This window comes from Microbacterium sp. GCS4, assembly GCF_001262495.1.
GTDB lineage: Bacteria > Actinomycetota > Actinomycetes > Actinomycetales > Microbacteriaceae > Microbacterium.
In genome coordinates this window covers 172,106-194,284 of the sequence record NZ_LGYE01000004.1, presented here as the reverse complement: position 1 = coordinate 194,284, position 22,179 = coordinate 172,106, and the positions used below count along the sequence as shown (strand labels likewise).

Below are 22,179 nucleotides of genomic sequence, written 5' to 3'. Positions count from 1 at the left end.
GTAGGCTGATCCCGTGATCGTGGAACACCTGAGCCTGGTTGATTTCCGCAATTACGCGACCGCCGAGCTCGCGCTCCACCGCGGTCCGAACGTCCTGGTGGGACGCAACGGACAGGGCAAGACCAACCTCGCGGAGGCCGTCGTCTTCCTCGCGACGCTCGGCTCGCACCGGGTGTCCTCGGATGCGCCGATGGTGCGCGACGGTCAGGAGTTCGCGATCATCCGTGCTCGCCTGTCCCACGGAGAACGCAAAGTCCTCATCGAGGTGCAGCTCAATCGGCAGGGATCGAACAAGGCCCGGATCAACGGATCGCCGTCGAAGACCAGCGAGCTGCCGCGCTATGCGCACGTCGTGCTCTTCGCACCCGAGGATCTCCAGATCGTGCGGGGGGATCCGTCGTCGCGGCGCCGTTTCGCGGACCAGCTGCTGATCCAGCGCACCCCGCGTCTCTCGGCCGTGCTCGCCGACTACGATCGCGTCCTCAAGCAGCGCACCGCCCTGCTCAAGTCGGCTAGGGCGCGCGGCATCCGCGGCGAGGGGCTGAGCACGCTCGATGTGTGGGACGACAAGCTCGTAGCTCTCGGGTCGGAGATCATCGCCGCGCGTCAGCGCCTGGCCGCCGACCTGCAGCAGCCGGTCGCGGACGCCTACGCCGCGATCGCCGGCGCCGACCATCAGCCGCAGCTCGAGTGGGCCCTGTCCGTGCGCGGCGGTGACCCGGAAGAGGGCGAGGCCGCGACGGCCGACTCTACGGGCGACATCGCCGAGATGTTCCGGGCATCCCTCCTCGCGAAGCGCACGCAGGAGCTCGAACGCGGACTCACCCTCACCGGTCCGCACCGCGATGATCTGGTCCTCCGTGTCCGCGGTCTTCCCGTCAAGGGCTACGCCTCGCACGGCGAGTCGTGGTCCGTCGCGCTCGCTCTGCGTCTCGCGTCCGCGGAACTGCTGCGCAGCGAATCCCCGGCCGGCGATCCGGTGCTGATCCTCGACGACGTGTTCGCCGAGCTCGATGCCGACCGTCGTCAGCGACTCGCGACGCTCACCGCGGGATACGAGCAGGTGGTGGTCACCGCTGCGGTGGAGGAGGATATCCCCGAGGTGCTGCACGCTCACGTGGTGCGGATCTCGGCGGGGACCATCAGTGACGAACGGGAGGCGGCGGATGACTGACGTCGCGAGCACCGCCGCCCCGTCCCCCGAGACTCCGGAGACCGTTGCGACGTATCTGCGTCTGCGCGGTCTCCAGCCCAGCTCGAAGAACTGGAAGCGCAAGCGTCGTCTCGTCACCGACGACGACAACGCCCCTTTCACGCCGGGCCGCGATCCGGGATCTCTGGGTGCCGTGCTCGACAAGCTGAGCAAGGATGCCGGATGGCAGACGACCTTGGCCCGCGAGGACCTCGTCCGGCAGTGGGCCGACCTCGCAGGTGCCGACACCGCGAAGCACTCGGAGCCGGTGTCGCTCGAGCGCGGCCTGCTGACCGTGAAGTGCGATTCGACCGCATGGGCGAAGAACCTCCAGTACATGCGGGCGACCATCATGACCGAGATCGGGCGACGCTATCCGGATGCGGGTGTCGAGAACCTCCGCTTCATCGGACCGGACGTACCCTCCTGGAAATGGGGTCCCAGAGTCGTCTCAGGGCGGGGCCCACGCGATACCTACGGGTAGGACACCACGCAAGGGGTCCGACACGCTCAGAGGGCCGCAGACGGCCTTTGAGCCGCATATCGACTCGAAACCCCGCTAGACTGGGAGTTCGTGATATCGATGTGGAGAAACCTCTCTGATGACGCCTGAATCCCCCGCTGACGAGCCGGAATCGAACACCGGAGGCACCCCCGAGAACGGGGAGCCCACCGCCCCCCAGGCTCAGCAGCCCGGCGAGTACGGCGCCGACTCGATCCAGATCCTCGAGGGTCTCGAAGCCGTCCGCAAACGCCCCGGCATGTACATCGGCTCCACGGGACCTCGAGGTCTGCACCACCTGGTGTACGAGATCGTCGACAACTCGGTCGACGAGGCTCTCGCCGGATATGCCGACACCATCCTCGTCACGCTCCTCGCCGACGGCGGCGTGCGCGTGATCGACAACGGCCGCGGCATCCCCGTCGACCCGCACTCCTCAGATCCGTCCAAGTCGACCGTCGAGGTCGTGCTCACGATCCTGCACGCCGGCGGCAAGTTCGGCGGCGGTGCCTACGCCGTCTCCGGTGGTCTGCACGGCGTCGGCTCTTCGGTCGTGAACGCGCTCTCCACGCGCTTCGAGGTCGAGGTCAAGCAGAAGGGCTTCGTCTGGCGGCACAGCTTCGCGAACGGCGGAGTCCCGCAGCAGAAGCTCGAGAAAGGCGAGGCCGCCGACACCACCGGCACGGCGATCACGTTCTGGCCCGACGCGGAGATCTTCCAGGAGACCGTCGAGTTCGACTACGACACGCTCCGCACGCGGTTCCAGCAGATGGCCTTCCTGAACAAGGGGCTGCGCATCGAACTGGCGGACGAGCGCTCCACCTCCGCCTACGAGGTCGAGGTCGACGGTCAGACCGTCACGAAGCAGCCCGGTGACGTGTTCTTCTACGAGCGCGGTCTCGTGGACTACGTCGAGTACCTCAACAAGGTGCGGCATGCCGAGGTCGTGAACGAGGAGATCATCGCGTTCGAGTCCGAGGACACCCAGCGCAAGATCTCCCTCGAGGTCGCGATGCAGTGGACCACCTCCTACACCGAGAACGTGTTCACGTACGCGAACACGATCAACACGCACGAGGGCGGCACGCACGAGGAGGGCTTCCGCGCGGCGCTGACCACGCTGGTAAACCGCTACGCCCGCGCCAACAACCTCCTCAAGGAGAAGGACGACAACCTCTCCGGCGACGATGTGCGCGAGGGTCTCACGGCGGTCATCTCGATCAAGCTCGGAGAGCCGCAGTTCGAGGGCCAGACCAAGACCAAGCTCGGCAACACCGAGGCCAAGGCGTTCGTGCAGAAGGTCGTCGGAGATCAGCTCGGCGACTGGTTCGAGCGCAATCCCGCCCAGGCGAAGAACGTGATCCGCAAGGCGATCGACGCTGCGACGGCGCGCATGGCCGCGCGCAAGGCGCGGGAGACCGCCCGCCGCAAGAGCGTGTTCGAGTCGGCGGCGATGCCCGACAAGCTCAAGGACTGCACGAGCAAGGACCCCTCGATCAGCGAGATCTTCCTCGTCGAGGGTGACTCGGCCGGCGGCTCGGCGGTCCAGGGTCGCGATCCGCACACGCAGGCGATCCTGGCGCTCCGCGGCAAGATCCTCAACGTGGAGCGCGCTCGCCTCGACAAGGCGCTCGGCAACAAGGAAGTCCAGGCGATGATCCAGGCCTTCGGCACCGGCATCGGCGAGGACTTCGACATCGAGAAGGCGCGCTATCACAAGATCGTGCTGATGGCGGATGCCGACGTCGACGGTCAGCACATCACGACGCTGCTGCTGACGATGCTGTTCCGCTACATGCGCGGACTCATCGAGGCCGGCTTCGTGTATCTCGCGATGCCACCGCTGTACCGCCTCAAGTGGACCAACCAGCCGCACGAGTACGTGTTCAGCGATGCCGAGCGCGACGCGCTGCTCAAGCACGGCCTCGAGAACGGCAAGCGCATCCCGAAGGATGCCGGAATCCAGCGCTACAAGGGTCTCGGCGAGATGAACGCCAAGGAGCTGTGGGAGACCACGATGGATCACACGACGCGCACGCTGCGTCAGGTGACGATCGAGGACGCCGCGGCCGCCGACGAGATCTTCAGCGTGCTGATGGGCGAGGACGTGGAGTCGCGCCGCAGCTTCATCCAGCGCAACGCCAAGGACGTCCGCTTCCTCGACATCTGAGCGCGTTTCGACTCGCTTCGCTCGCTCAACGACCGGAAACTGAAGAGAACACATGACTGACGAAGAACGCCCCGACCTCAACGAGGGCCACGACCACGGCAAGATCGACCAGGTCGACCTGCAGTCGGAGATGCAGCGCAGCTACCTCGACTACGCCATGGCCGTGATCGTGGGCCGCGCGCTCCCCGATGTCCGCGATGGGCTCAAGCCCGTGCACCGCCGCGTCATCTACGGCATGTACGACGGCGGGTTCCGTCCCGACAAGTCGTTCTCCAAGTGTGCGCGCGTGGTCGGCGAGGTCATGGGCCAGTACCACCCGCACGGCGACTCGGCGATCTACGACGCCCTCGTCCGCCTGGTGCAGCCGTGGTCGCTGCGCTATCCCCTCGCCCTCGGTCAGGGCAACTTCGGCTCGCCCGGCAACATGGGTGCCGCGGCCCCGCGGTACACCGAGACCAAGATGGCCCCGCTCGCGCTCGAGATGGTGCGGGACATCGAAGAGGACACGGTCGACTTCACCGACAACTACGACGGTCAGACGCAGGAGCCGACCGTCCTCCCTGCTCGTTTCCCGAACCTGCTCGTCAACGGCTCGGTCGGCATCGCGGTCGGCATGGCGACGAACATCCCGCCGCACAACCTCCGCGAGGTCTCGGCTGCGGCGCTCTGGGCGCTCGACAACCCGGGTCTCTCCCGCGAGGAGCTGCTCGAGGGGCTGATCCAGCGCATCCCGGGTCCGGACTTCCCGACCGGCGCGCAGATCCTGGGCACCAAGGGCGTGCACGAGGCGTACCGCACGGGTCGCGGGTCCATCACGATGCGCGCGGTCGTCAACGTCGAGGAGATCCAGGGCCGCACGTGCCTCGTGATCACTGAGCTCCCGTACCAGGTCAACCCCGACAACGTCGCGGTGAAGATCGGCGACCTCGCGCGCGACGGCAAGATCACGGGCATCGCGGACATCCGCGACGAGTCCTCGGACCGCACGGGTCAGCGTCTCGTCGTCGTCCTCAAGCGGGATGCCGTCGCGAAGGTCGTGCTCAACAACCTGTACAAGCACACGCAGCTGCAGGAGAACTTCGGCGCGAACATGCTCGCGATCGTCGACGGCGTGCCCCGCACGCTCGGCATCGACGGGTTCATCACGAACTGGATCACCCACCAGCTCGAGGTCATCGTCCGCCGCACGCGCTTCCGCCTCGCGAAGGCCGAGCGTCGCATGCACACCCTCGAGGGGTACCTGAAGGCGCTCGACGCGCTCGACGAGGTCATCGCGCTCATCCGTCGTTCGCCCACGGTCGACGATGCACGCGAGGGTCTCATCAAGCTCCTCGACGTCGACGCCGACCAGGCCGACGAGATCCTCGCCCTCCAGCTGCGTCGCCTCGCGGCGCTCGAGCGGCAGAAGATCCTCGAGGAGGCCGAGGAGCTCCGCGGCAAGATCGAGGAGTTCAAGGCGATCATCGCCGACGAGGGCCTGCAGCGCGACATCATCCGCGAGGAGCTCACGGGCATCGTCGACCGCTTCGGCGACGAGCGCCGGACGCACATCCTGCACGGCTTCGACGGCGACGTGTCGATGGAAGACCTCATCGCCGAAGAGGAGATGGTCGTCACCGTCACGCGAGAGGGCTACATCAAGCGCACGCGCAGTGACAACTACCGCTCGCAGCACCGCGGAGGCAAGGGTGTGAAGGGCGCGCAGCTCCGCGCCGACGACATCGTCGAGCACTTCTTCGTCACGACCACCCACCACTGGCTGCTGTTCTTCACCGACAAGGGCCGGGTCTACCGCTCGAAGACCTACGAGGTCCCCGAGGCCGGCCGGGATGCGAAGGGCACGCACGTCGCGAACCTGCTCGCGCTGCAGCCGGACGAGAAGATCGCGCAGATCCTCGACATCCGCGACTACGAGGTGGCCGACTACCTCGTGCTCGCGACCCGTGACGGACTCGTCAAGAAGACCGCGCTGTCGAGCTATGACACGAACCGTCAGGGCGGCGTGATCGCCATCCGTCTGAACGACGAGGACGAGCTGGTCTCCGCGCTCATGGTCGATGCGGAGGACGACATCCTCCTCATCAGCCGCAAGGGCATGTCGGTGCGGTTCAGCGCCACCGACGAGGCGCTGCGGCCGATGGGCCGCGCGACCGCGGGCGTGAAGGGCATGAAGTTCCGCGAGGGCGACAGCCTGCTCTCGGCCTCGGTCGCAGCTCTCGGTCAGTACGTGTTCGTGGTCACCGACGGAGGCTACGCCAAGCGCACCGCGATCGAGGAGTACCGAGTCCAGGGACGCGGCGGATTCGGCATCAAGGTCGCGAAACTCAACGACGATCGGGGCACTCTCGCGGGTGGTCTCATGGTCTCGGAGGACGACGAGGTCTTGGTGGTTCTGTCCAGCGGCAAGGTGGTACGCTCTGCCGTGGCCGAGGTGCCCGCCAAGGGCCGCGACACGATGGGAGTGGTGTTCGCGCGGACGACGGAAGCCGACCGCATCCTCGCCATCGCCCGCAACGGTGAGCGGGGCCTTGCCGAGGACGACGAATCGGCCGAGGCGGAGGTGGACTCCCCCACCATCTCCCCCGAGACGACAGAGAACCCTGAGGACACAGACGCATGAGCACAGTAGCCGACAAGCTGGCGAAGAAGTCGACGCGTAAGACCGGTGGCAAGCAGGTCCGCCTGCGCCTGGTCTACGTGGACTTCTGGTCGGCCGTGAAGCTCTCGTTCCTCGGCGCCGTCGCGCTGGCGATCGTGACCATGGTGTCGTTCTTCCTCATCTACCTCGTGCTGCAGGCGACCGGCATCCTGGCGCAGGCCGACGACTTCATCGGCACGGTCACCGACAACGCGGTGCAGATCTCCGAGATCGCGGGACTCCCGCAGGTCATGGCGTTCGCGGCCGTCGTGTCGATCCTGAACCTGATCGTCTTCACGGTGCTCGGCGCCGTGGTCGCGGGCATCTACAACGTCGCCGTCAAGGTGACGGGTGGACTGCTCGTCGGCTTCATGTCGAACTGACGCTCTCGCGTTCGTGGGCGTGATCCAGTAGAGTCACCAGTGCAGACCCCCTCCGTCTACGCGGATCAAGGGGGTCTCGCTGTGTCTCTCGTCAGATCTCTTGCGGTAGGCGATCGGGATCTCTTTCGCTAAGTACCGACTCGTACCACCGCCATGCGAATTCGTTGCCCGGATGCCGTTCGATCGAGGCATACGCACTCCAGGCGACGAGATCGGCCATCTGCGCGAACTGCGACTTTCGTGAGTCGATGTGGATAGCGTCTTCGAGTACGCGTCGGTGATCCAATCGAAGTTCCCGATGCGCCCGTCGGTAAGTCGGATCGGAACCGTCGCCGTCCATGAAGATGATCCCCAAGGCATCCTGTGCGTCGAGTTCGACTTCGAAGCGGGCGACGAGTTCCGCGTACACGGAACTGCGCGTGTCGGCGAGATCCTCGGGAGCGCCCTGGCGAAAGACCGAACCGACCCGGAGACCCTCGCTACTGCGGATCGCCTCGAGGCAGTCGCCGGCGACCTCACGACCGAGGTCCTTCCAGAGCTCCACTCCTTCACGTCTGTGCGAAGAGGGGAACCGACTTGAGATACGACCGCGTCCGTTCACATAGTCCGTCGTGTGCAACTCCTGGGACACGGGGACTCCGAGGGTGCGCCACAGACGCTTACGCGACTCCAGCCACGTTCGCAGCACGATCGACCAGTGATCGGGGCTGAACTCGACCCACCCGAAGACCACCAAGCCCGATTGAGGGCGTCCGGAATCATCGACGTAGATCATGCGTTCGAGGGCAGGCATCGCTCCATTGTCGAGGGCATTCCGCGGACGTCATGCGGCATTCCGAAGTACAGCGTTCTCGGGGTAGGGAAAACCCGAAGCGGGGTCTCGGGATGCCTCGGTGTCGGCGTCATCGGGCCGCCCGTACCTTGGAACCATGACCACACAGACTGCCGTGCCGCAGCGGGCGAAGCCGACCAAGCCGCCGCTGCGCCTCTTCCTCACCATCCTGCATCTCGCGGGTGTCGGCGTGATCGGCGGCGTCATCTTCGGAGCGCTGACCGGACTGCTCGGAACAGGCCTCGGCCTCCTGTTCGCCGCCGGAGTCGGGATCGTCCTCCTCATCGGCCTGATCTACGCGCTGTTCGGCGTCGGCTGGTTCGAGGTCGCCCGGGTGAGCGGCCTGTACCGCACTCCGATCGCTCCGCTGCGGTGGCGTCCCCGCGACCGTCCGGGCTTCTCGGGCTGGGTGCGCGCTCTCGGGCGTCAGGCGATCGACGGACGCATGTGGCGGGCGATTGCCAACTTCGCGATCTCCGCCGTGCTCGGCTGGGTCGTGCTGCGACTGGCCTGGGGACTCGTCTGGTCGATCGCGATCTGCTTCGCGCCGATCGTCGGTTCCGAGGCCGTGATGGGCCCGTTCGGCGGCGGCGGTATCACCGCTCCCTGGGCGCCGCTCGTCGGGATCCTCGGTATCGCCGCCTGCATCGTCGGCATGATCGGACTCGCCGCGCTGCACCGGGTGCTGTCGCTGTCGATCGTGATCCGCTCGAAGGAGGCGGAGCTCACCGAGCGCGTGCGCACCAGCACCGCCCAGCGCGAAGGGGCGGTCCGCGCTGCGGACGTCGAGCGCACACGCATCGAGCGCGACCTGCATGACGGCGTCCAGCCGCGACTCGTCTCGGTCGGCATGACCCTGGGGCTCGCGCAGCAGAAGATCGACAACGACCCGGATGCCGCGAAGGAGCTGATCGCCGAGGCCCACACGTCGACCAAGGCGGCCATCACCGAACTGCGGCAGCTGGCCCGCGGCATCCACGCCTCGGTGCTCGACGACCGCGGGCTCGACGCCGCGCTGTCGGCGCTCGCAGGGCGTTCGCACATCCCCGTGAGCCTCGACGTCCGCATGGACGGACGCTGCAGCCGTGAGGCGGAGGCCGCCGTGTACTTCTCGATCGCGGAGTCGCTGACGAACGCGGCCAAGCACTCGCGGGCCAGCGAGACACGGGTGACTGTGCGACTCCGCGAGGGCGGCGTGCTGTGGGCGAGGGTCGAGGACAACGGCATGGGCGGTGCGCAGGTGCAGCCCGGCGGCGGTCTCGACGGCATCGCGAACCGGATCCTCGCCGCGGGCGGGACGTTCCGGCTCGACAGCCCGATCGGCGGTCCCACCAGCCTGGAGGTGAACGTGCCATGCGCATCCTGATCTGCCCGCTTCTCGACCAGAACCGCACCGTCGACACTGAGGGAGTTCTGCCATGCGCATCCTGATCTGCGAGGACTCCGTCCTCCTCCGCGAAGGGCTCGTGCGTCTGCTCGGAGACGCCGGCCACACCGTGGTCGCCGCTCTCCCCGACACCCACGGACTCGCCGAGGCCGTGCGGAACGATGCCCCGGAGCTCTGCATCCTCGATGTCCGACTACCTCCGACCTTCACGGACGAGGGGATCCGCGCGGCGCTCGAGCTGCGTGCCACGGATCCGGCACTCCCGCTGCTCGTGCTCTCGCAGTATGTCGAGGAACGCTACGCCTCGGATCTCATCGCTGCGCAGGGAGGTCCGCTCGGATATCTGCTCAAGGACCGGGTCGCCGACGTCGCGGAGTTCCTCGCCTCGGTGCAGCGCATTTCCGAGGGAGCCACAGTGCTCGACCCCGAGGTCGTGGCTCAGCTGCTGACCCGCCGCAACCGCGACGACCGCATGATGCGCCTCACCGAACGGGAGCGCACCGTGCTCTCCCTGATCGCGGAGGGCAAGTCCAACCAGGCGATCGCCGGCCTGCTCTTCCTCTCCGAGGCGAGTGTCGAGAAGCACATCACCGCCATCTTCCAGAAACTCGGGTTCGAGCCCGACGAGTCGGGCAACCGACGCGTGCTCGCCGCCCTCGCCCACATCGAGAACACCGGCGGACCCACTCCGCCCACCGGCCAGACAGGAGCCGCACGATGAGCACCGAACAGAACAGCACCCCGGACCAGGGCGCCACGAACGACAGCGGGCATACCCCGCTCACCCCGCCTCCGGCGTCGGCACCGGTCTCGGCGTCCTCGCAGACTCCGCCCGCGGATCCCGCCCCCGCCGAACTCCCGCCCACGGGTGATCGTACAGAGAAGCGCGGACCGGGCGTCACGGCGGTGCTCGTGAGTACGGCCGTGATCGGCGGGCTCGCGCTGCTGGGATCCGGCGGCACCGCTGCATTCGCCGCGACCGGCACGCTCCTGGCGGCATCGGACGAGCGGAGCGACTCGGTGCAGACCGTCGATGCCGAGGGACTCACGGGCATCGATCTCGACGTGGATGCCGGGAACATGCGCATCGAGTTCGGCGACGTCGATGAGGCGGAGCTCTCAGTGACGAACGGGCGCAGTCCCGGGTGGACGCTCGAACGACAGGGGGACGAGGTCGTGGTCCGCAGCCCCGAGTTCCGCTGGGGCTGGTGGTTCGGCGGATGGTTCGGCGATGAGGAGTCCGCTGTGCTCACGCTCCCCGAGGGGTTGCGAGAGGAGGCGCTGGACGCGACGCTCACCCTCGATGCGGGGAGCCTCGACGTGGTCGGCGACTTCGGGGCGCTCGACGTGACCGTCAACGCCGGTGCGCTGGATGTCGAGGGCGCGGCCACGAGTCTCGCGATCGACATGAGCGCCGGTCGCGCCGACGTCGTGCTCGACGGGGTGGACGATGCGGACCTGGGCGTTTCGGCCGGAGACATGAACGTCGAGCTGACGGGTACGGCGCCCGGCCGCACCGCGGTCGAGGTCAGCGCCGGATCGGTCGATCTCACCGTCCCCGACACCTCGTACGCCATCACCCAGGAGGTGAGCGCAGGGTCGCTCGACGCGCGCATCGACGAGTCGTCGACCAGCTCGCGGACCATCGAGGTCACGCTCTCGGCGGGCAGCGTCAGCATCAGACCCGGCCGGTGATCATCGTCGAGGGTGGGACTCCTCCGGGGTCCCACCCTCGATTGGGTATTTCCGAGATTCTCCGGTAAAGTCTTGGAGGTTGACGGGGCTATAGCTCAGGCGGTTAGAGCGCTTCACTGATAATGAAGAGGTCCCAGGTTCAAGTCCTGGTAGCCCCACCCTGTAACTCAAGAAGTACCCTTACGGGGCCTTAGCTCAGTTGGTAGAGCGCCTGCTTTGCAAGCAGGATGTCAGGAGTTCGAATCTCCTAGGCTCCACACTTCACAAGTCCCCTGGTCAGACGGCATTTTCCGCCATCAGATCAGGGGACTTTTCCGTTGCCAGGATGGCCGCTCGTGCCATCCCCGTGCCAGTAACGCTCCGAGTTGGGCTCCCTCCGAGCACGTCGAGGCCCTCCGCCAGCGCCGCGTCGCGCTCCTCTGCCGCGTGCTGGTAGATGAGCGCCGCCCGTGCTGTGGAGTGTCCGGCGCGTGCCATGAGTTCGCGCGTCGTCGCTCCGTTCTGCGCCGCCATCGTGAGGCCCGCGTGGCGCACGTCGTGAGGGTGGAACTGTCCGAGCCCGACTCTCCGCGCCGCCCTCCTCCACGCCTGCCCGAGCGCGTGGTTCGTGATCGGCTCTCCATCGGAGCGCAGGAACATGGGCGCACGCGCGAAGCCCTTCGACGCGGCCAGGTGGGCCTCGACCTCAGCGGCGATGCGCGGCGGCAACTTCACCCGGCGCACGTTCCCCGTCTTGGTCTTGGTGGTCACCGGCTTGCCGTTCACGAGCGTCGTCTGCCGCTCCACCTTCAGCACGCCGTCCGCGTAGTCGCCACGCTGGAGCGCCACGAGTTCACCGAGGCGCAGGTGAGCGCCGAACATCACGCGGATGGGGAGCGCCCACTGCTCCGGCATCTCCTCCACGATCACGCCGAGCATGTCGGGCGTGAGGAGAGGTCGCTCCGGGTGCTTCACCGATCCTGCCCCGCCGATCTGGCACGGGTTCGAGCCGATCAGCCCATCCTTCACTGCCGTGGCGAGGATGGAGCGGAGGAGGGTATAGCCCTGGCGGAGCCGGGATTCGCCGGTCTGCGCGACGGGTGCGGGCGGGGCCGGTAGGCCCCGCTTCTTCGCGGCGGCGATGGCACGGGCGTGGGATGCCGCGGCGCGCTTCCGCCCGGCGTCGGCCAACTCCTTCCGGCTCCGGGTGTACCAGGTGCGCACGTCGGAGGGGGAGATGGCGGAGAGCGCCCGGTCATGGAAGGGGAGGAGGAGCCCGGCCAGGAGGTCCTCGTTATTCGCCTTGGTCTTGGGGGCGAACTGTCCCCGCGTCCCACCGTTCGCGATCCACTCACGGGCGTAGTCACCGAACGGGGTGAGCCCGGCGCGGTGATCCCTGTAGGTGCCACGCATCCGGTCGGCGCGGACTCCGGCGATGTGGTCCTGCGCCTCGCGCTTCGTCGCGAACGTCGTGGGGGCGGTCATGGCGCGCCCAGCGGGGTCGGGATATCTCGCCTGCCATCGTCCGCTCGGCAACTTCCTGACGCTCCCGAACGCCTGCCTATTTGTCTTCTGTTTTCGCTCGCTCATCTGCGACTCCTTCGTGGTTGTGGTGTCAATGTATCACCAGAGTCAGGGTGACAGTGTGTCACCTTTTCGCAGGTCAGACGTTGAATCCGTTCTCCCACAATACCGCCTAGTGGCACGCGAATCGTGTAGAGTCTCATGCAACCGGGAGGGATGAGACAGGCGAGAGCCACCCTCACCCCGAACGCCAGGGAAGGACCTTGGGACCGCATTCACAACGCGACCCAGGGAGGGTCCTCATGGCAACACCGGAACTCGACAAGACCGCCCAGCGGGCATCGCTTCTCGCGGCACTCCGCACATTCCCCGTGCCGACGATCAGCGTGCGACAGTTCGCGCTCCTCCGCGGCGTCTCGCTCCCCACCGCCTACGCGCTCATCAACAGCGGCGAGGTCGCGGTTCAGAAGGACGGCCGCAAGGTGTCCGTGCTCGTGGCCCCCTGCCTGGAGCAGATGGGCTTCTCGCTCACCCCGCCCAACGGGCTCAACGGCGAGATGCTCAACGAGGCCGCGGTGCATTCGGCCTACGCCCCGGCCATCGGGGAGCGTGGCATCGACTACGCCCTCGGGCTCTGACTCGGGCGGGTAGAACCATGACCGACACACAGCACGCAGAGCCGACGCCGGGGCCGTTCGCCTCGATGCTCGCCGCGCTCGACCGCTTCGACGCCCACCTGGCCGAGTTCCAGGAGGCCGCGCGTGAGGAGGTCGCCGCATGACGGCCGGATGGGTGCGCGCACACCACTGGTTCACACGGGAGGCCGTGCCCGCGCTGGGGCTCACCCCGCCACAGATCGCGGTGTACACCGTGCTCCGTGACCGTGCCGATGAGGACGGCGTGACGTTCCCAGGGCAGGACCTCATCGCGCGTGAGTCGGGCCAATCACCGCGTGCCGTGCGCCTCGCGCTGAAGCGCCTCATCGAGGTCGGGCTCGTGCAGGTCCTCTCACGTGGGACCCGGCAGGGGAACCGCTACCGGGTGGGCGCGCGTCCCCTCCTCCCTATTCCGGCACGAGATGCCGCAATGCATGAGGGGGCCGAGGAGATTGAGGCATCTCGTGCCTCCGATTCCGGCACGACGTGCCTCCCGATTGAGGCACCAGGTGCCTACGAAGTAGACCCAGGGAAGAAGAACCAAGAAGTAGACCCATCTCGTAACAGCGCTTCGACGCGCTGGAGGCTGACGGATGCTCAGCGTCGGAACGTGCTCGATGCACTCCGTGCTGTCGATGCTCGATGCGACTCCATCGACGTGAACGGCTTCGGAGAGGTCGAACTCGCGTACCTCGACGCCCTCTCCGCAGAGGAGCGCCGGGAGCGCATCCGCGCATGGAGCGGCCTCCGGTCGCGGGCCCTGACCGAGGCCGGGGATGACCTCGTGGAGGATGACCGGCTCCACGACCTGCTGTTCGCACACGGCTACGTGTGGGATGCGGCACGAGATGCCGGAATGCCGACGTGGCCGACGCGCCTACCCGGCACCCCCGAAGCCTGGACCATCACCCGAGAGGAGAGCGCATGAGCGCCCGGACCACCTTCCCCACCGACTTCGCGGTCACGATCCCGATGCGCCTCTGGGCTCGCGCCCGTGGGATGCATCCCCGGTCCCGCTGGCTGGAGGAGCAGACGGCACGGTTCGTCGCCTACTACTTCGACGGCCCCGAGGCATCCGCCGACTGGCCCGCCGAGTGGGCCGCGTGGATGCTCCGCGCATGGTCCCAGCACACCCACCTGTTCAACCCCCGCGGCTACTGCATTTGCGGCACTCGCATGACCCGAGAGGAGGCGCGATGAGCGCCAACACCACTGACACCGCCGACCTCGCCGCCGAGTACCTCCTCGGTGAGCGTCCCGCACCGAAGGGCGCACCGCGACGGATCGCCACGGCCACCCGGAAGCAGAAGGCGCTCACGATGCGCCGCGCCGGGATCGCTGTGGAGGCCATCGCCGCACACCTGAAGGTGCATCCCTCGACGGTCTACGCCTGGCTGAAGGATGCCATCGCCGCGATCCCGCGTGAGGAGGCCGACGAACTGCGCCTCCTCGAACTCGACCGGCTCGATGCGATCTTCCGCGGCCACTTCGCCGCCGCCGTGAACGGTGACGTTCGCTCCGCGGAGACGTGCCTGAAGATCATGGAGCGCCGCGCACGCCTCCTCAACCTCGACGCCGCGCACACTGCGGGCCTGGACCAGGTGGGGACCCTCCTCGACCGCCTCGTGTTCGGAACCGAGGGCTGACCGATGGTCTATTCACCCCCGCGGCCCCGTGGCCTCGCCGACATTCTCGCCCGGCGCAATGCGGCCCACGACGCCTACCACGCGACCGTGCGCACGCTCCCCACCGCCCAGCGTGAGCCCATCGAGGCCTACGTCTCCGCGCTCATGGCGGAAGCCGCCGCCCGGCGCGTGCAGGCCCGTGACGAAGGGAGAGCGCGATGACCGCACGCACCTACGGCAGTGTTCACGAAGCACTTCGCCGGGAGCGGGGCTCCGCGGTAGGCAAGCCCTGCGCGGCCCCCGGCTGTGGTCGTCCCGCCAACGGGTGGGGACTCACGACACGACCGACCTCCTTCAGCGCGAAGGCTGGCTCGGCGCTCGGATACTCCACGGACCTCGACGCCTACGCCCCCCTCTGCGCATCTCACAACGCCCAGCGTGACCACGGCGGCGACTGGCACTCCTGCCCCCGCGGCCACGTCCGCCTCGTGTGGGGCACCACGAACGGCGGACACTGCCGCGGATGCCGCCGCGAGTGGAGCCGCGAGTACAACGCACGACAGAAGTCCCGCCGCCTGGCGGGGTCCACGCCCACACCGGGCACCATCACCGAACAGAACGGAGGCCAGTCGTGACCGACACGGCCAGCAACATCACTCTCGTCACCACCGCGCGCCGCGACCTCCTCGCGACGGCACTCCTCCAGGACCAGCACCTGACGCCGGAGGGCCTCCGTGCTCGCCAGCGCCGGGAACTGGACGCGATCCGGGCACGCCTCACCGCCGCCATGCCCGCCGAGCCCACCACGCCCGACCGTCAGCCCATCCTCGACGCGCTCGCGCCGAAGGGTGCCGACGACATCGCGCTCCAGGCTCACCAGTGGGCGAAGGTCCGCGCGCTCCTCGACGCCGGGCGTGACCTCCCGAGCATCATCGCGGACGCCGACCGCGTGCGGCTCGCCGCCATCCTCGACGCGCTGGAGACGATGCCCGAGGTCCTGGAGGACTCCCGCCCCGAGGAGGTCGTGGACTTCATCCGCGGCGCGGTGTGGGAGCGTCTCGTGCAGGTGGACCCCGCCGCCGAGCGCATCGCCGCCATCGAGCGCACGAACCGGCCCGCCATCGCGTGGCGCACGATCCTGGAGGGCCTCGCCGCCACGGGTGAGATTCCGTTCGACGGGCTCGTGCTCCTCCGTGAGGCCGACGCCGCCGCGTTCGACCTCCTCATGGATGGCGACGCGCTCGCCGCTCCCGCCCCGGAGTCGGGCTCGATCCCCCGCCTGGTGGAGTCGCTGGAGAGCGTCCCCGCCTGACCCATGCACACCGCAACCACGGAGGGGCGGGCTGGCGCACACACGCTGGCCCGCCCCTCACTCGTGCACCGAGAGAGCCGCCCTGAGGTCCGCTCCGCACCGGGCTACTGGCACGAGGCTGGCACGAACGCGCGCGCTCACGGTCGCTTGTCATGGCCCGACGACGGGCCTCGTGCCGTCCACGACTGAGGATGCGGCAGGCCCGCGGGTTGTCAGCGGCGGGCGCGGACTGTCTGCTTATGAAGCAGGCGAGCGGGCGCTGGAGCACCCCCGCGAACGCCGAGGGGCGGGCTGACCTGAGAGAAAGCCCACCCCTCGAACTCTGTGTGCGGCGCTCTCCGCTCGTCTGAGCGCCTCTGAGGGCCTTCAGGCCCTCTCACCCCACCCCACGCCCGTTCGTCGCTCTGTGCGAGCCTCACGGCGTCCTGGAGGGTCTGAGTGTCCTACTTACCTCCGAATGGCGAACGCGGAGAGCCGAGAGCCTCGAACAGGGCCTCCTCGGAGGACAGGGACTGGTTCTCGGCCGCGTGGTAGTGGAACGTGTCTCCGGCCCCCTCGCTCACCGGGTAGCGCGCGATGAACTCCGCCGCCGTGTCGGGCACGTGCGCCATGTCCGTCATCGCCGTCTCCACGCTGGGCGTCATCTGGTCGAGGCCCTGCACGAAGCCCTCACCGACCCAGACGCCCATCTGCCGCATGACCTTCGAGGGGGATGCGATCCCGAAGATGCCCGCCACCGTGTCGATGATCCCGCCGAACGTGTCCTCGAACCATGCCGAGACGCTCGACCAGATCGACTTCAGACCGTTCCACAGGCCCTGGATGATGTCCCGTCCGATGTTGTAGAGCCACGTTCCCGCACCGGAGAGGAGCCCACCGATGGCACCGGGGATGCCCTGGAAGAACGAGACGACGTTCGTCCACACGTCCGAGATGATCTGACCCACCCGGCTCCAGACGGCGTTCCAGCCGTTCACGAACCCGGAGGCGACCGACATTACCCAGGCCACGTAGCCCTGGAAGATGCCCTGCACGAACCCGATGAACCCGTTCCACACGTCCGAGATGAACTGCCCGACCCCGGACCAGAGCCCGTTCCACCAGGCCGCGAGAGCGTCACCGATGATCTGGAGCCCGAGCACGAAGTTCGACCACGTGTCGGAGATGAAGCCGACGAAGCCCTCCCACACGCTCGTCACCCACGCACCGAACCCGGCCCAGAGTTCGTTCCACCAGGCCGCGATGCCCTCCGTGACCTCCGTGAGCCACGACACGAACCCGCCCCACACTTCGCTGATCCACGCGACCACGGCATCCCAGTTCGCGACGAGGAGCACGAGGGCGGCGATCACCGCGCCGATGGCGAGCACGATCCACGTGATGGGGTTGGCGAGGATGGCCGCGTTCGCCGCCCACTGCGCCACCGTGTAGACACCCCACGCGACCGCCATCGCACCGACCGCCGCCGCCACCGCGCCGAGCAGGGCCGGGTTCTCCGCCGCCCAGTCGAGGAGGGGCACGAGCGCCGGGAGGAGTTGCCCCGCCACCGTGGTCACGACGCCCTCGAACGAGCGCGTGACCTGATCCCACTTCGCCGCCACCGAGTCCCCGGCCGTGTCCGACATCGCCTGCATCGAGCCCGACACGTCACCGAGCCCGCCCTCCATGTCGGAGAGGCCCTGGAGGAACGCGGGAATCTCACCCGTGTTCAGGTCCTCTAGCGGGGTCCCGAACAGCGACACCGCCGCCGCCGACTGCGCCACCGGGTCCTGCATCCCCAGGAGCCCGTCCACAATCTGCTGGAACGCCTCACGGGAGGAGTCCCCACCCGCGAGGAACTTCGCCGCCATCTCCTCGGCGTTCAGCCCGAGCCCCTCCAGCACGGGCCCGTTCTTCGCCATGTCCTGCATCTGGAGCCCGAACTCCTTCACGGCATCACCGGTCTTGTCGATCCCGTACATGCCCTTCTCGCTGGCGGTGACGAGAGCGCTCATCGCCTCCTCGCCGGAGAGCCCGATCTGCGCGAAGAACGGCCCGTACTCATCCACGGCGTCCATCACGTCCTCACGCACAGCCGCGGGCACCCGCTGGAGGGACGCGGTGAGGAGGTCCAGGCCCTCCTCCGCCGACGACGCGAGCCCGGTGGAGAGCATCTGCCCCACCACCTGCGAGATGCGGTCAGCCTCGATGCCGAACGAGTCGGAGAGCATCTGCACCCCGGACACGATCCCTTCGAGTTCATCCACGGACGCCTCACGCATCCCACGGATCGAGGAGATGACGCCCGCGGTCGTCTCCTGCACCCCGGCCATCGACTCACCGAACCCGGCCTTGTACGCGGCCGCCGCCGCATCACCAGCACGCCGGGACTCCTCCTCGGTCAGGCCGAGTTGCGCCGCGACCTTCTGGTTGCCCGCCTCCACGTTCACCGCATTCACGAACGCCGCCCCGAATGCCGCCGCCGCCGCTGTGGCCGCGAGCGCACCCGCCGCCGCCATCCAGCCGGGCATCTTCGCGCCCGCGCCCTTCGCGCTCTCCTCGAACTTGCTCGTGTCGAGTTCCAGGTATCCGACGAGTGTGCCGATGTCCATAGCCATGCGGGGGTGCCGCCTCTCTCAGGTCAGGTCGGCGGCGCGCGTCCGCGCCAGCCGTGGCGCGGCACTCTACGGACCCGGCGGCGACGCCACGCCGTGGCCCGGCCATGATGCAAGAGGCGTTATCTCCGCGTGATGTGCCCCCAACGGGGAAACCGGCCGATGTTGCAAGAGGCAGGAACCACGGACCGATGTTCGGACTCGCCCACCATGTCGATCAGGCGACTGTCGGAGGGGGCCCGGTAATCTCGTGAGAGAGGAAAGGGCAGGTGGCCATGGCGTTCACGTCGGTAGAGATTTGCGCGGGCGCTGGCGGTCAAGCCCTGGGGCTGGAGCAGGCAGGATTCGAGCATCTCGCCGCCGTCGAGATTGACCCGAACGCCTGCAACACCCTCCGGGCCAACCGCCCCGAGTGGAACGTGGTCGAGGGTGATGTGGTCCGGTGGATCAAGGACCACGCGCACGAGTACGAGGGCGTGGACCTCGTGGCAGGCGGCGTCCCATGCCCCCCGTTCTCCAAGGCCGGGAAGCAACTCGGAGCCGCGGATGAACGCGACCTGTTCCCCGCGATGCTCGACCTCGTGAAGATCACGCGCCCCAAGGCCGTGATGATCGAGAACGTCCGCGGGCTCCTCGACCCCGTGTTCGATGACTACCGCGCGAAGGTCACCCGCCGTCTCCGCTCCATGGGCTACGCCGCACAGTGGAGGCTCCTCCAGGCCGCGGACTACGGCGTCGCTCAACTCCGTCCCCGCGTGATCGCCGTCGCTGTGCGCACGGACCTCCGCGCCCCCGCGTTCGACTACCCCACCCCCCGCCCCGAGGACGCGCCCACGGTCGGGCGTCTCCTCCACGACCTCATGGCCTCGAACGGCTGGGAGGGCGCGGACGCATGGGCTCAGGGTGCCGCCCAGATCGCCCCGACGCTCGTGGGCGGATCGAAGAAGCACGGCGGACCCGACCTCGGCCCGACGCGAGCCCGCAAGGCGTGGGCGAATCTCGGGGTGAACGGCTCCTCCATCGCAGACACCGCACCGGAGCCGGGGTTCGAGGGGATGCCGCGCCTCACCGTTCAGATGGCGGCGCGCGTCCAGGGGTTCCCCGACGAGTGGCACATCACCGGCCGCAAGACTGCCGCCTACCGTCAGGTCGGGAACGCTTTCCCTCCTCCCGTCGCGAAGGCTGTGGGGGAGCAGATCGCCAGCGTGCTCGAAGCCGCCACGAGCGCGTCGGTCGCCGCATGACGGCGGACGATCAGAGCCAGGCCCTTCTCGCCCAGGCGCGCCGCGACTTCCACGCCTCACTTCTCGCGAGTGGGGTGCTCACGGTCAACGACCGCGGGGTGGCGAGCAACGCGGACAGTAGCCAGCGGTCGAGCATCGCCTACGCGGGCCGGATCGCACAGGACCTCCTGGTGGAAACCATCGGGGAGCGCCTCGCCGGGCAGACATCGGGCGGGGAGTTCGAGACGGCGTGCGCCGACTTCGTGCGGGCCACGTTCACGCGCCTGGGGATGCTCCGGCCGGGAGACTGGACGGTCACGAAGGTGGCTGGGCGTCGGAGCATCGAGTACATCGCGGCCTACGACCAGTACGCGCATCTCATGGACCTCGACGTGGCGGTGCGTGCGAACCCGGAACTCCGCGCGGTGCTCGGCAACGCCTACGTCATCGCCCCGGACATCGTGGTCGTGCGCCATCCCGTGGAGGATGAACTCATCAACGCCGAGGAGTTCATCGTGGATGAGTCGGTCGCCCGCCTGGCCTCGATCCGCCGAGTGAACCAGCCTCGCGGCATCCTCCACGCGGTCATCAGTTGCAAGTGGACCCTTCGCTCGGATCGTGCGCAGAATGCGCGCTCGGAGTCCCTCAACCTCATCCGGAACCGGAAGGGGCGGCTCCCTCACATCGCCGTCGTCACCGCCGAGCCGTCACCATCGCGGCTGGCATCTCTCGCGCTCGGCACCGGGGACATCGACACCCTGTACCATTTCGCCCTGCCTGAACTCATCGAGGCCGTCCACGCGGAGGACAACGACGAGGCTATCTCCATGCTCGACACGATGGTGAGCGGCAACCGCCTGAAGGACATCGCTGACCTCCCCCTCGACCTCGCCACCTGATGGTCGATTGGGTCTATGACGAGTTGGTGCTCGCCGCCGACCTCGTGAGCCGGAACGGGTGGACCGGTGTGCGCGCCGCCTCACCCGAGGCCCAGGCCCTCTCCACGCTCCTACGACGCGGCCAACTCCACGACGGGGAAGAACTCCCCGCGAACTTCCGGAGCCCGTCGAGCATCCAGCGAAAGACCTACGACCTATCCACCGCTGACGAGCACTACGAGGGCAGGCCCACGCGGGGCGGGCGTCTGGACGCTCCCGTCATTGCCGCATTCCGTGCGGCCACCGCAGAGATGCAGGCGCGCGCGGCGGCGATCCGCGCCGCTCTCGACGCGGGCGAGACTCTGCCTGCGACCGACGATGAGGACGAGCCGGAGGCCCGCGAGGGCGGCATCTTGGAGCACATCGCCCGCCGCCGTGAGCGTGACCGTGGCCTCCGCACCCGGAAGATTCGCGCCGTGCTGGACGCTGGCGGCACCACCGCATGCGAGGTCTGCGGCTTCGACTTCGGCCTCACCTATGGGGAGCGTGGGGAGGGCTACGTCGAGGTTCACCACGTGCGCCCGCTCCACGTGACTGGGGCGACGGTGACCCGTCTCGATGACCTCGCGCTCCTCTGCGCCAACTGCCATCGCATGTGCCATCGGGGCCAGTGGATCACGCCCGAGGACGTGCGCGCCCTGCTCGATCACGGCTGACCGCGCGGCCCGTTGACGGGCGTCTCCGCGGCGACGCATCCACTCACGGCAGGTCGCTCGTGGGGCCTCTCGTTCGTGCCAGATTCGTGCCATTACGGGGTTGTTCGTGCCATATCTGGGTTGTGTCTGGTTGTACGAACGAGGGCCCGGCTCCGCATGAATCTGCGGGAATCCGGGCCCTTGGTGGAGGCGGTAGCCCTGCTTTGCAAGCAGGATGTCAGGAGTTCGAATCTCCTAGGCTCCACACTGTGTTGAGACAGTTCGAGAAGGCCCCGCCCTGTGCGGGGCCTTCTCGTTTCTCCCCCGGTCGAGGTCTCACTGCGGTGCGCGCCGGATGCGCACGGGGCCCTTCACGTCCGCGAGACGCACGGGTTCGCCCTTCTGCGTGACCACGACGTCGCCCCGATCGGCCAGCTCCCCCGTGACGCGGCGCACGTCGTCCATGCGCGCCCGCCATGAGTCGCCGCCGATCGTGCGCGCCACGTCGCTCGGGCAGATCGACGACTCCGCACGCTTGCGGGTGAGGGCGCGGATCGCGGCGGCGATGCGGTCGTCGAAGCCCGAGCCGACCGCTTCCTCCCACCAGGGGTGACCGCGCTCGCCGAGAGCGGTCTTCGCATCGTTCACGCGTGCGCGGGCATCCGACTCCCCGGCTTTCACCGCTCGGCGCGCGGCCATCAGCTCGTCGACGAGCTCCTGTCGGAAGGACTCGGGGATCGACGGGTCGGTCGCGCGCCACTTCCGACCGTCGATCACGACATGATGGCCGTCGTCGGTGGGCGTGGGCTGCTCAGCAGACATGCGAGCAGTCTGCGTCACGTGGGCGGGGTCGACGAGGGGCTTGACCTCTCCACATGCCGACGCCCCTGCTGG

General features: G+C 68.1%; 23 protein-coding genes, 3 tRNA genes and 1 pseudogene. 23 read left to right on the top strand and 4 right to left on the bottom strand.

Annotation, left to right across the window (positions count from 1 at the left end):
• The first annotated feature begins 13 nt into the window (after positions 1-13).
• From recF to AKH00_RS14905, 5 genes are all read left to right on the top strand, one after another.
• Positions 14-1,174, top strand: a complete 1,161-nt coding sequence (gene recF, locus AKH00_RS14925) for a DNA replication/repair protein RecF (RefSeq protein ID WP_050723547.1) — start codon at positions 14-16, stop codon at positions 1,172-1,174.
• The gene (locus AKH00_RS14920) at positions 1,167-1,676 is read left to right on the top strand and encodes a DUF721 domain-containing protein (RefSeq protein ID WP_050723546.1); all 510 of its coding nucleotides are present in this window, start codon (positions 1,167-1,169) and stop codon (positions 1,674-1,676) included. Before recF ends, AKH00_RS14920 begins: the two co-directional genes overlap by 8 nt.
• Positions 1,677-1,794: 118 nt before the next feature.
• Positions 1,795-3,864, top strand: a complete 2,070-nt coding sequence (gene gyrB / locus AKH00_RS14915) for a DNA topoisomerase (ATP-hydrolyzing) subunit B (RefSeq protein WP_082297665.1) — start codon at positions 1,795-1,797, stop codon at positions 3,862-3,864.
• Positions 3,865-3,916: 52 nt separating this feature from the next.
• Positions 3,917-6,484, top strand: coding sequence for a DNA gyrase subunit A (gene gyrA / locus AKH00_RS14910; RefSeq protein WP_050723545.1), 2,568 nt, complete (start codon positions 3,917-3,919; stop codon positions 6,482-6,484).
• A complete protein-coding gene (locus AKH00_RS14905) occupies positions 6,481-6,885 on the top strand; it encodes a DUF3566 domain-containing protein (RefSeq protein ID WP_050723544.1) in 405 nt (134 codons plus the stop codon). The genes gyrA and AKH00_RS14905 overlap by 4 nt, the downstream gene beginning before the upstream one ends.
• Positions 6,886-6,976: 91 nt before the next feature.
• Here the strand turns inward: AKH00_RS14905 and AKH00_RS17710 are convergent, their stop codons facing one another.
• Complete coding sequence (locus AKH00_RS17710) at positions 6,977-7,678, bottom strand: DUF3800 domain-containing protein (RefSeq protein WP_082297664.1); 702 nt, start codon at positions 7,676-7,678, stop codon at positions 6,977-6,979.
• A 136-nt stretch (positions 7,679-7,814) separates the two neighbouring features.
• On the opposite strand from AKH00_RS17710, the gene AKH00_RS14895 reads away from it, so the two are divergent.
• The 5 genes from AKH00_RS14895 (at position 7,815) to AKH00_RS14875 (ending at position 11,056) form a co-directional block, all read left to right on the top strand.
• Positions 7,815-9,083, top strand: a complete 1,269-nt coding sequence (locus AKH00_RS14895; protein ID WP_050723543.1) for a sensor histidine kinase — start codon at positions 7,815-7,817, stop codon at positions 9,081-9,083.
• A 52-nt stretch (positions 9,084-9,135) separates the two neighbouring features.
• Entirely contained in the window at positions 9,136-9,825 is a 690-nt protein-coding gene (locus tag AKH00_RS14890; protein WP_050723542.1) for a LuxR C-terminal-related transcriptional regulator, read from the top strand.
• On the top strand, positions 9,822-10,799 hold the full coding sequence (locus tag AKH00_RS14885) for a DUF4097 family beta strand repeat-containing protein (protein WP_235556797.1): 978 nt from the start codon (positions 9,822-9,824) through the stop codon (positions 10,797-10,799). The genes AKH00_RS14890 and AKH00_RS14885 overlap by 4 nt, the downstream gene beginning before the upstream one ends.
• A gap of 84 nt (positions 10,800-10,883) precedes the next feature.
• Positions 10,884-10,957, top strand: a tRNA-Ile gene (locus AKH00_RS14880).
• Between the two features lie 26 nt (positions 10,958-10,983).
• Positions 10,984-11,056, top strand: a tRNA-Ala gene (locus tag AKH00_RS14875).
• A gap of 19 nt (positions 11,057-11,075) precedes the next feature.
• Here AKH00_RS14875 and AKH00_RS14870 read toward each other — a convergent pair.
• Positions 11,076-12,263, bottom strand: a complete 1,188-nt coding sequence (locus AKH00_RS14870; RefSeq protein ID WP_050723541.1) for a site-specific integrase — start codon at positions 12,261-12,263, stop codon at positions 11,076-11,078.
• A gap of 341 nt (positions 12,264-12,604) precedes the next feature.
• On the opposite strand from AKH00_RS14870, the gene AKH00_RS14865 reads away from it, so the two are divergent.
• The 9 genes and pseudogenes from AKH00_RS14865 to AKH00_RS14840 all read left to right on the top strand — a co-directional run bounded on the left by AKH00_RS14865 (position 12,605) and on the right by AKH00_RS14840 (position 15,895).
• Positions 12,605-12,940, top strand: coding sequence for a hypothetical protein (locus tag AKH00_RS14865; protein ID WP_050723540.1), 336 nt, complete (start codon positions 12,605-12,607; stop codon positions 12,938-12,940).
• Between the two features lie 17 nt (positions 12,941-12,957).
• The gene (locus tag AKH00_RS18425; protein WP_268768116.1) at positions 12,958-13,083 is read left to right on the top strand and encodes a hypothetical protein; all 126 of its coding nucleotides are present in this window, start codon (positions 12,958-12,960) and stop codon (positions 13,081-13,083) included.
• Positions 13,080-13,289 (top strand): annotated as a pseudogene (locus AKH00_RS18505) (helix-turn-helix domain-containing protein); the annotation flags it as partial. The gene AKH00_RS18425 and the pseudogene AKH00_RS18505, both read left to right, overlap by 4 nt.
• Positions 13,290-13,568: 279 nt before the next feature.
• Positions 13,569-13,886, top strand: coding sequence for a hypothetical protein (locus AKH00_RS18340; protein ID WP_050723539.1), 318 nt, complete (start codon positions 13,569-13,571; stop codon positions 13,884-13,886).
• Entirely contained in the window at positions 13,883-14,158 is a 276-nt protein-coding gene (locus tag AKH00_RS18030) for a hypothetical protein (protein ID WP_050723538.1), read from the top strand. Before AKH00_RS18340 ends, AKH00_RS18030 begins: the two co-directional genes overlap by 4 nt.
• A complete protein-coding gene (locus AKH00_RS18025) occupies positions 14,155-14,604 on the top strand; it encodes a helix-turn-helix domain-containing protein (RefSeq protein ID WP_050723537.1) in 450 nt (149 codons plus the stop codon). The genes AKH00_RS18030 and AKH00_RS18025 overlap by 4 nt, the downstream gene beginning before the upstream one ends.
• Before the next feature lie 3 nt (positions 14,605-14,607).
• A complete protein-coding gene (locus tag AKH00_RS14845) occupies positions 14,608-14,805 on the top strand; it encodes a hypothetical protein (protein WP_050723536.1) in 198 nt (65 codons plus the stop codon).
• Positions 14,802-15,218, top strand: a complete 417-nt coding sequence (locus AKH00_RS17885) for a hypothetical protein (protein ID WP_152926214.1) — start codon at positions 14,802-14,804, stop codon at positions 15,216-15,218. The genes AKH00_RS14845 and AKH00_RS17885 overlap by 4 nt, the downstream gene beginning before the upstream one ends.
• Positions 15,215-15,895, top strand: a complete 681-nt coding sequence (locus AKH00_RS14840) for a hypothetical protein (protein ID WP_050723535.1) — start codon at positions 15,215-15,217, stop codon at positions 15,893-15,895. The genes AKH00_RS17885 and AKH00_RS14840 overlap by 4 nt, the downstream gene beginning before the upstream one ends.
• A gap of 443 nt (positions 15,896-16,338) precedes the next feature.
• Here the strand turns inward: AKH00_RS14840 and AKH00_RS18020 are convergent, their stop codons facing one another.
• Positions 16,339-18,492, bottom strand: a complete 2,154-nt coding sequence (locus tag AKH00_RS18020) for a hypothetical protein (protein WP_161804405.1) — start codon at positions 18,490-18,492, stop codon at positions 16,339-16,341.
• A gap of 272 nt (positions 18,493-18,764) precedes the next feature.
• Here AKH00_RS18020 and AKH00_RS14830 point away from each other — a divergent pair, with 272 nt between their 5' ends.
• The 4 genes from AKH00_RS14830 to AKH00_RS14815 all read left to right on the top strand — a co-directional run bounded on the left by AKH00_RS14830 (position 18,765) and on the right by AKH00_RS14815 (position 21,550).
• A complete protein-coding gene (locus AKH00_RS14830) occupies positions 18,765-19,733 on the top strand; it encodes a DNA cytosine methyltransferase (protein WP_050723533.1) in 969 nt (322 codons plus the stop codon).
• Positions 19,730-20,611: an NgoMIV family type II restriction endonuclease gene (locus tag AKH00_RS14825; RefSeq protein ID WP_050723532.1), complete on the top strand. Its 882-nt coding sequence runs from the start codon at positions 19,730-19,732 to the stop codon at positions 20,609-20,611. The genes AKH00_RS14830 and AKH00_RS14825 overlap by 4 nt, the downstream gene beginning before the upstream one ends.
• Positions 20,612-20,637: 26 nt before the next feature.
• Positions 20,638-21,306, top strand: a complete 669-nt coding sequence (locus AKH00_RS14820; protein ID WP_161804404.1) for an HNH endonuclease — start codon at positions 20,638-20,640, stop codon at positions 21,304-21,306.
• Positions 21,307-21,480: 174 nt separating this feature from the next.
• A tRNA-Ser gene (locus AKH00_RS14815) sits at positions 21,481-21,550 on the top strand.
• 71 nt (positions 21,551-21,621) lie between these two features.
• Here the strand turns inward: AKH00_RS14815 and AKH00_RS14810 are convergent.
• Positions 21,622-22,107: a DUF3253 domain-containing protein gene (locus AKH00_RS14810; protein WP_050723648.1), complete on the bottom strand. Its 486-nt coding sequence runs from the start codon at positions 22,105-22,107 to the stop codon at positions 21,622-21,624.
• Between the last annotated feature and the right edge of the window lie 72 nt (positions 22,108-22,179).